The organism is Protofrankia sp. Cr1 (genome assembly GCF_963555865.1).
GTDB lineage: Bacteria > Actinomycetota > Actinomycetes > Frankiales > Frankiaceae > Protofrankia.
This window is the reverse complement of record NZ_CAUVXO010000064.1, coordinates 1-7,496: the sequence shown is the minus strand read 5'-3', so window position 1 is coordinate 7,496 and position 7,496 is coordinate 1. Positions and strand designations below refer to the sequence as shown.

10 protein-coding genes and 1 riboswitch are annotated in these 7,496 nt (G+C 66.5%); of the genes, 4 read left to right on the top strand and 6 right to left on the bottom strand.

Annotation, left to right across the window (positions count from 1 at the left end):
- The first annotated feature begins 172 nt into the window (after window positions 1-172).
- Window positions 173-1,393 (top strand): cytochrome P450, encoded by a 1,221-nt coding sequence (locus U9980_RS08305; protein ID WP_322767401.1) that lies wholly within the window; start codon window positions 173-175, stop codon window positions 1,391-1,393.
- Between the two features lie 96 nt (window positions 1,394-1,489).
- Here the strand turns inward: U9980_RS08305 and U9980_RS08300 are convergent, their stop codons facing one another.
- Window positions 1,490-2,143 carry a SnoaL-like polyketide cyclase gene (locus U9980_RS08300; RefSeq protein ID WP_322767400.1) on the bottom strand — a complete coding sequence of 218 codons (654 nt, stop codon included), beginning with the start codon at window positions 2,141-2,143 and terminating at the stop codon, window positions 1,490-1,492.
- Between the two features lie 386 nt (window positions 2,144-2,529).
- On the opposite strand from U9980_RS08300, the gene U9980_RS08295 reads away from it, so the two are divergent.
- The 3 genes from U9980_RS08295 to U9980_RS08285 all read left to right on the top strand — a co-directional run bounded on the left by U9980_RS08295 (window position 2,530) and on the right by U9980_RS08285 (window position 4,214).
- Window positions 2,530-2,949: a YccF domain-containing protein gene (locus U9980_RS08295; RefSeq protein WP_322767399.1), complete on the top strand. Its 420-nt coding sequence runs from the start codon at window positions 2,530-2,532 to the stop codon at window positions 2,947-2,949.
- Window positions 2,950-3,053: 104 nt separating this feature from the next.
- A riboswitch (cobalamin riboswitch) is annotated at window positions 3,054-3,178 on the top strand.
- 49 nt (window positions 3,179-3,227) lie between these two features.
- Complete coding sequence (locus tag U9980_RS08290; RefSeq protein WP_416210197.1) at window positions 3,228-3,449, top strand: CbtB domain-containing protein; 222 nt, start codon at window positions 3,228-3,230, stop codon at window positions 3,447-3,449.
- Window positions 3,450-3,461: 12 nt separating this feature from the next.
- Window positions 3,462-4,214, top strand: coding sequence for a CbtA family protein (locus U9980_RS08285; protein ID WP_322767397.1), 753 nt, complete (start codon window positions 3,462-3,464; stop codon window positions 4,212-4,214).
- Here U9980_RS08285 and U9980_RS08280 read toward each other — a convergent pair.
- The 5 genes from U9980_RS08280 to U9980_RS08260 all read right to left on the bottom strand — a co-directional run.
- Complete coding sequence (locus tag U9980_RS08280; protein ID WP_322767396.1) at window positions 4,175-4,591, bottom strand: PIN domain-containing protein; 417 nt, start codon at window positions 4,589-4,591, stop codon at window positions 4,175-4,177. The two genes, U9980_RS08285 and U9980_RS08280, sit on opposite strands and share 40 nt — an antisense overlap.
- Window positions 4,579-4,833 (bottom strand): AbrB/MazE/SpoVT family DNA-binding domain-containing protein, encoded by a 255-nt coding sequence (locus U9980_RS08275; RefSeq protein WP_322749754.1) that lies wholly within the window; start codon window positions 4,831-4,833, stop codon window positions 4,579-4,581. The genes U9980_RS08280 and U9980_RS08275 overlap by 13 nt, the downstream gene beginning before the upstream one ends.
- A gap of 33 nt (window positions 4,834-4,866) precedes the next feature.
- Window positions 4,867-5,751: an ABC transporter permease gene (locus tag U9980_RS08270; protein WP_322767395.1), complete on the bottom strand. Its 885-nt coding sequence runs from the start codon at window positions 5,749-5,751 to the stop codon at window positions 4,867-4,869.
- The gene (locus tag U9980_RS08265; RefSeq protein ID WP_322767394.1) at window positions 5,744-6,550 is read right to left on the bottom strand and encodes an ABC transporter permease; all 807 of its coding nucleotides are present in this window, start codon (window positions 6,548-6,550) and stop codon (window positions 5,744-5,746) included. The genes U9980_RS08270 and U9980_RS08265 overlap by 8 nt, the downstream gene beginning before the upstream one ends.
- Window positions 6,547-7,496: ABC transporter ATP-binding protein (locus tag U9980_RS08260; protein WP_322767393.1), on the bottom strand; the 950-nt coding region annotated here is incomplete at its 5' end. The genes U9980_RS08265 and U9980_RS08260, both read right to left, overlap by 4 nt.

Sequence of the window (7,496 nt, the reverse complement as noted above, 5' to 3'; positions counted from 1 at the left end):
GCTAGCTGATCAAAAGGCCTCCGGGTGCGCGCAAACAGCCATGATCGAATATGGTTGGCGTGATCAACCACGCAGGCCGCGCCGCAGGATAGGGCCGGGTCTGCCTGCTGCGCGCCGAGCTGTACTGGTTCCATGGTGGGGTGGGGGTGTCCGCCACGGAATGGAGCGCGCGGTGGTCCCGTCCCGTCGGGTCGATGGTCACGCAGGTCGCTTTGACCCACGCAGTCCTGATCTTGTCCGTGACCCGTACCCGGTCTTCGCCGAGCTTCGGGCGGCCGGCCGCCCGGTGTGGAGCGACGAGCTCGGGATGTGGCTGGCGGCCAGGTACCGTGACGCCGACGCGGTGGTGCGTCACCGCGGGCTGGGCCGGATCTATCAGCCACGCCTGCCCGAGGACCTCTGGGTCGGCTTCAACAAGCTGGAGCGGGAGTCCGTCCTGGGATGTGAGCCACCGAAGCACACCCGGTTGCGCGGGCTACTGGGCAAGGCCTTCGCCCGCGGCAACATCGAGCGACTGCGGCCGCACATCCACGAGCTGTGCCAGGTCCTGCTCGACGGCGTCGCGATGAGAACGGCGGACGGGCAACCCTTCGACCTGATCACCGAGTTCGCCGAACCACTGCCGGTGATGGTCATCGCGGAGCTGCTCGGTATTCCCGACAGCGACCGGCATCTGCTGCGCCCGTGGTCGGCGGATCTGGTGAAGATGAACGAATACGAGCGCAGTCCCGTGCAGGAGGCCGCGGCCCGGGATGCGGCCGCCCAGTTCGGCGCCTACGTGCGCGCCCTTGCCACCGAACGCCTCCGCCGTCCGCACGACGACCTGATCACCCATCTCGTCCAGGCGGAGCAGGAGGGCGACCGGTTGACCGAGGACGAGCTGGTTGCCACGGTCGTGGTACTGCTCAACGCCGGGCACGAGGCCAGCGTCAACTGCCTCGGCAACGGCATGGTCGCGTTGCTGAGCCACCCCGAGCAACAGCGGCGGCTGATTGAGCGGCCGGCGGAACTGGCCGCCACCGCAGCCGAGGAGTTCCTCCGCTTCGACTCGCCACTGCACCTTTTCGAACGGACCGCCATGGCCGACGTGGAGATCGGGGGAGTGGTCGTGCGGACGGGGGAGCGGATCGCGGCTCTGCTCGGTTCGGCCAACCGTGACCCTGAGGTTTTCGAGCGGGCCGACGAGTTCGATGTCGGCCGGGAACCGAATCCGCACGTCGCCTTCGGCGGTGGCGTCCACTTCTGCGTTGGGGCGCCGCTGGCCCGGGTGGAGCTGGCGATAGCCGTGCGCAGCCTGATGGCGCGCTTTCCCGCGCTTTCTTTCGCTGGGACCCCCGTCCGGCGTCCCACCTTCGTACAACGTGGCTGGAGCTATCTCCCGGTCACACGTTGACGTTCTGGCCGGGCGCTCTCAGGCTGTTCCTGGCGGCTCCTGCTGTTGGTCTGTTGGTTGGCGCGGCTGACGTGGCGGAGAGCCGCGCCCCCGATCTCACGCGGAGCGTGTGCCGGCTAGCTGGCCGAGGAAGCCGGTGTTGTCGTAGAAGTGTTCGACTTCGAGCAGTCTGAGGTCGTCAGCGACACGCGCCACGCTGACCCCGAACATCTCGACGCGTTCGCCGGTTGGGTCGAACCCCTTGTACGGTCCGCTGAAGGTACCCCAGTGGCGCCATTTAAAAGTGATCATAGGCGGTGGCGAGTAGACCTCCAGGACCTCCCAGAAGAAGCCGCCCGGAAGGGCCTTGAGGAAGATTTGATGGGAGGACTCGAACGTCTCGTCGCTCGCCGAGTAATAGGGGTTCTCGCCGATGAGGATGTTGTAGCTGCCTCTTTCGACAAGGTCCTGACTGTTTGCCCAGGGACCGCCGTTGACGCGGGTACGGAACTGATCGGTGACCATACTGACCCACTGGGCCGGATCTTTCTTGTGGGAGACCTCCATTTCGAAGACCTGAACCACGCGCTCGACGATGTCGGCCAGGGAGCCCTTGGCGTGTTCGTGGGTACGCTCCTGGGGCATCGTCTCTTTCGACAGATGATAGTCGGGCGGCTCGCCGTCGCGCCACCGTACTCCAGCGGCACCGGCGATGACCGCGTCCCGGCCCTGCACGTGCAGCGGCTGCTCTTCGGCCTTCTCGTTGTTCACCGTGTTGCTCCTCCTGTCGTTCGGTCAAGTCCAGGATGCGTCGAGTGCCGTCCGGGAAGAATCTCCGGAACGGATGGGAGCGGTGCTGCCCAGCGCGGCCGGCAACGGGGACGCGGCGTTGCAGGGCGTGGAGCATGCATCCCGCGTCCTCCGTCCCGGTCAGGCTACTACCCGTGAGGGTAGCAGAAAACAGGACGAAGGTCCTGAATTAGTCGAACATATGGATATACCTGAATGTCGGGGTTGGGCGTGCCGGCGAGGCCCTTGTCGAAGGGGTCGGGGCGTGGAGGGTCGTGAGGTCCGCGAGATGCAGGCGATCCAGTCCCGCCGGATCCGGGTCGAGCGTGACTCGGGATCGTGACCGCTCAGGCGGGTAGGTAGCGGGCGTGCGGATAATCGGAAACATTCTGTGGCTGTTGTTCGCCGGGTTCGAGCTGGCGCTCGGCTATCTCCTTGCCGGCATAGTGTGCTGCCTGCTGATCGTGACGATCCCGTTCGGGGTCGCGGCGTTCAGGTTGGCGGGCTACGTCGTCTGGCCGTTCGGCCGGGTCGTGGTCGACCAGCCCGGCGAGGCTCCCGTCGTGCTCTTCCTGGTCAACCTGCTGTGGTTCCTGATCGCCGGCTGGTGGCTCGTCCTCGGACATTTGATCTTCGGCGTGGTGCTCTGTTTGACGATCATCGGGATCCCGTTCGGCGTAGCGTCGTTCAAGATGATTCCGCTGGCCATCGCGCCACTGGGTCGGCGGGTGGTCTCCCTTCAGAACCTCGATCCGGCCATCCCGGTCGCGGCATCGGTCTACAGGTGAGGGCTGTCTACAGGTGAGGGCGGGCGCTCTTCGCCCTTCGGCCCAGCTGGTCCTCTGAGTACCCGGTGAGATGCGTAACCGGTACTGCTTGACGCGAGGGGTTGATTGCTGGTTGTCTCATTGGTGTCCGAGCGGTGGAAGCCGGTGTGAATCCGGCACGGTCGCGCCACTGTGACCGGCCCGCCCAAGGAGCGACGTCGGAAGCCAGACCCATCGCCGGACATGCCCTGCCGAGTGGAACGCGTGATTCCTGTGGAGGTCCCGCAATGGCCCATGCAATGGCGTATCCAGCGGCTGGCGATGCGCCGGCCGCCCGTCCGGCGCTGCCGACGATCCCCTTGAGCGAGCTGGCCCCATTTGCGCTCTTCGGTTCGGTCCTGGCGCTGCTGCTGCTGTACTTCGTCGGTGCGGAACAGGGCGCCGTGTCGCTCGTGGGCGGTAGCTACATCCACGAGTTCGTACACGATGCCCGTCACCTGCTCGGTTTCGCCTGTCACTGAGCGGGGCCGGTGATGGTTCGCGCACTGCTGATCCGTGGGATGCTGGTCGGCGCGCTCGCAGCCGTGTGTGCCTTCGTCGTCGCCAAGCTCCTCGGGGAGAGCGAGGTCGGCCACGCGATCGCCTTCGAGTCGGCGCGGGACGCCGCCGACGGCGTGCAGGCAATGAATCTGGTGTCCCGAAACGTGCAGAGCACCATCGGCCTGTTCACCGGCCTGTTGGTGTTCGGCGTCGCAATCGGCGGGCTCTTCGCTCTCGCCTACGCCGGTGTGCAGGGGCGCCTCGGTGGCCTGGGTGCGCGGGGGACGGCGGCGCTGGTGGCGCTCGCGGGCTTCATGGGAATGTACCTGCTGCCCGATCTGAAGTATCCGGCCAACCCGCCGTCCATCGGTAATCCCGACACCATCGGTGAGCGCACAAGCCTGTACTTCACGATGATGCTGATCTCGCTGGCAGCGGTCATCGGTGGCGCTGTGACGGCTCGCCGGCTCGCGGCGAGGTTCGGTGCCTGGGATGCGGCGTTGCTCGCCATGGCCGGTGCTCTGGTGATCGTCGGGTTGGCCTGTTACCTCCTGCCACAGGTGCACGAGACCCCGCAGGGCTTTCCCGCCGATGTGCTGTGGCGGTTCCGCATCGCATCCCTGGCGATTCAGGTGTCGCTGTGGACCACGATCGGCCTGCTGTTCGGGGCGCTGACCGAGCGTGCGGTCCGCTCGGCGTGCAGTGATCAGAAGACGAGTTCCGCGGTGGCTCCCACTGCGGCATAGGTGGGCAGGGCACGGCGGTCAGCTGTCAACAAGCGTGCACCGGCAGCCGCGGCGCTCATCCCCACCAAGGCGTCGTACACCTGCCCGCCTGTGATCCCGGTGGCGGCGAAGGTGGCGAGGAGCCGCCGGTACTCGGCCGGGCTGAGTACGAGTGGTTCGTCAGGAAAGTCCTGCGTCAGCGCAAGCACGACGTCGGCAGCCGGGGTGGCGACCCCGCGCTGAATCCTGGTGAGCACGGAAACCGTCTCGATCAGAACATGTCCGGGTAGCTGCCGGACGTTCCGTACGAGATCGAGTGACCTCTTGTGTTCGGGATGCCAGTCTGCAAGGGCTGGCACGACCACACTCGTATCGGCTGTTGTGATCAACGAGGCCATCCGCGCGACTCGTCGATCATGCGAAGTAGGTCTTCGTGCTCTAGGAGTGGGGTGGGTGTACCGGTCGTGAGCACGGTACGACCGTCCCGTTCGACGGCGACGGCCCTCGGCCCGACCGGCCGCAACGTGAGTTCGCCGTTGCGTTCTTCAACCTCGATCTGGGTGCCTGGTTTCAGGCCCATGCGCTCGCGCAGGGCTTTGGGCACTACCAGTCGGCCTGCCACGTCAATGGTTGTGATCATGGTTTGAGTCTACCATCGCCGCTGATCGGATGATCAGCTACCGGTGGAGCGATAGTGGCGCAGACCGGTGCGCCAGGCGGCGGTGGCGAGCACGAGCCCGGCACCAGCGACCAGCGGCGAGGCGAACCGGAACGCGGTCGGCAGACCGAGCGGGTCCGGCTTCGCGAGTACGTACAGGGCAGGTTGCCAGTTCAGGAACGCCAGCGGGACGATGAAGGTCAGCGTCTGCATGCCGTGTCGTCCATACAGGGACATCGGGTACTGGGTCAGGAAGTTTCCGCCGTAGGTGACCGCGTTCATCGCCTCCGCCGCCTGCTGGACGACGAACTGGAACGCCGCGCCGGCGATCCAGATCGCACTGAACAGGCCGACGCCGGATATCACCATCACGGCTACCAGCAGCACCCGGCCGGGGTTCCACGCAACATCCAGCCCGGCGATCGCAAGCCCGAGTACCCCGAAGCCCTGGGCGAGGCCGCCGAGTCGACGTGGCGAAAAGCCGTCCGTGGCGACCTGTACGAGCAGTCCGACCGGCCGGACGAGCATCACATCCAGGCTGCCGTCCCGGATGCGCTCGCCGATGCGCTCCATCGACCCGAACAGCATGTTGGACAGGGCGAACGACGTGGAGGACGTTCCATACAGGAAGGCCACCTCGGTGAAGTCGAAGTCGGCGAGCCGCGGCACGTTCGCGAACAGCACCCCGATCACCGCGAGGTCAAGGCCGGTCGAGAGAAACTGCCCCACCGCCAGCAGCGCCACCGACGCGCGGTACTGCCAGGCCGCCTGCGTCCACATGGCGGCGAACAGACAATAATGGCGCACCGCTTCAAAGCGGTTACGGTATGCAGTACCAGTACCAGTACCAGTACCAGTACCGGCTGTGGCTGTGGCGTCGGCCTTGGCGACGTCAGCCACCCTGGATCACCAGCTTCCGGGTGGCTCGGGTGGTGAGAAGCCGGCCGGTCGCGAGGAGCACGGCGGCCCACCCGGCCTGGAAGGCGAGCTCCGTGAGCATCGAGACGTCTGTCCGACTGCCCAGGAACACGTCCGCCGGCACCTGCATCATGGCGGCGAACGGTAGTGCCTGGGCCAGGCCCCGCAGCGCCCCGGGCATGATGGCAAGAGGAACGGCGACGCCGGAGAAGAACACCGTGCACAGGCTGTAGGCACTTTCCAGACCTCGCTGGTCGAGAAGCCAGAACGAGGCGAGGGCGATCAGGTAGCGCAGCCCGAAGCTGACCAGGAAGCCCAACACGAGGGACACGGCGAACAGTCCCCAGATGCCTGGACCGGTGGGGATACGCAGGTCGAACAGAACTGCGGCGACCGCGATCGGAGGCACTCCGCGGACGAGTAGCTGGACGGCGCCGCGGCCGGCGTCGGCCGCCAGCCACCAGGTCTGGAAGCTGACCGGTCTGGCCATGTCCATGGCCACGGCGCCGGACCGAATGCGTTCGGGCAGCTCGATCCCACCGCCGAACAGCGCCATGGATGTGATCAGTGCTTGCCCGAGGAAGACGAACGTGACCACGCCGGCGGTGTCGTACCCACCAAGGCCGGGTCGCTGGTGCCACACCTGGAGCAGTACGTAGGCACGGATGATCCCGAAAACCGTGTTGGTGAACGCCCCGGCTGCGGTCGCGGCCCGATAGCCGGCGTAGCGGCGGGCGCTGCATCGGGCGACGGTGAGGTAAGTGGCGAGGTGGGCTGTCATCGTGAGCCGGCCTGGCGGGGCAGCGGCGGCCCGCCCGCGCCCGACGTGTAGAGCTCGGCAATGATGTCCTCGATCGCAGGCTCGCGAATCGACAGGTCGATCAGGGGGTATCTGCTGGCCACCGCGGCGACCAGCGGCGCCGCGCTTGCGGCTGCGGGGAACGCCAACCACTGGCGTGGCCCGTCGATCCTCACCACGCGGGCACCGGCGATGTCGATCGGCGGGTGTGGCCCGGCAAGGTCGACGACCAGGGTGCGTTCTCCACCGATCTGGGCGCGCAGGTCGGTCAACAGTCCGTCGAAGCCGAGTCGGCCGTGATCGATGACCAGCACCCGCCGGCACAGCTGCTCGATGTCGGTCATGTCGTGGGTCGTGAGCAGCACCGTTGTCCCGTGTTCACGGTTGATGTCGGTCAGGAACCCGCGTACCGCGGCCTTGGACACGACATCGAGCCCGATTGTCGGTTCATCAAGATAGATGATTTCCGGGTCGTGCAGCAGCGCGGCGGTGAGATCGCCCCGCATGCGCTGGCCGAGTGAAAGCTGGCGGACGGGAGTGTCAAGGAACGGCGCCAGTTCCAGGAGGTCGACGAAACGGTCGATGTTCTCGCGGAACCGGGTCGGCGGAACACGGTAGATACGCCGAAGCAGGTTGAAGCTGTCGCGCAACGGCAGGTCCCACCAGAGCGTGGTGCGCTGCCCGAAGACGACCCCGATTCGGCGCGCGAGCTCCATCCGCTGCCGCGACGGGTCGAGCCCACCAACACGTAAGAGACCGGTGCTGGGTACCAGAATTCCGATCAGCATCTTGATGGTCGTGGACTTTCCGGCGCCGTTCGGGCCCAGGTAGCCGACCATCTCCCCGGCCCGGATGCGAAAGGTCAGATCGACTACGGCCGGCACGTTCACCCGTTCGCGGCGAAATCGGCCAGCCCGGCGGCGTAGGA

What these genes read in the sequence shown, in the direction of transcription:
- U9980_RS08290 (WP_416210197.1), top strand. Translation starts at nt 3,228, where the DNA reads ATGGCGTATCCAGCGGCTGGCGATGCGCCGGCCGCCCGTCCGGCGCTG.
- U9980_RS08280 (WP_322767396.1), bottom strand. Translation starts at nt 4,591, where the DNA reads ATGGCCTCGTTGATCACAACAGCCGATACGAGTGTGGTCGTGCCAGCC.
- U9980_RS08285 (WP_322767397.1), top strand. Translation starts at nt 3,462, where the DNA reads ATGGTTCGCGCACTGCTGATCCGTGGGATGCTGGTCGGCGCGCTCGCA.
- U9980_RS08265 (WP_322767394.1), bottom strand. Translation starts at nt 6,550, where the DNA reads ATGACAGCCCACCTCGCCACTTACCTCACCGTCGCCCGATGCAGCGCC.
- U9980_RS08275 (WP_322749754.1), bottom strand. Translation starts at nt 4,833, where the DNA reads ATGATCACAACCATTGACGTGGCAGGCCGACTGGTAGTGCCCAAAGCC.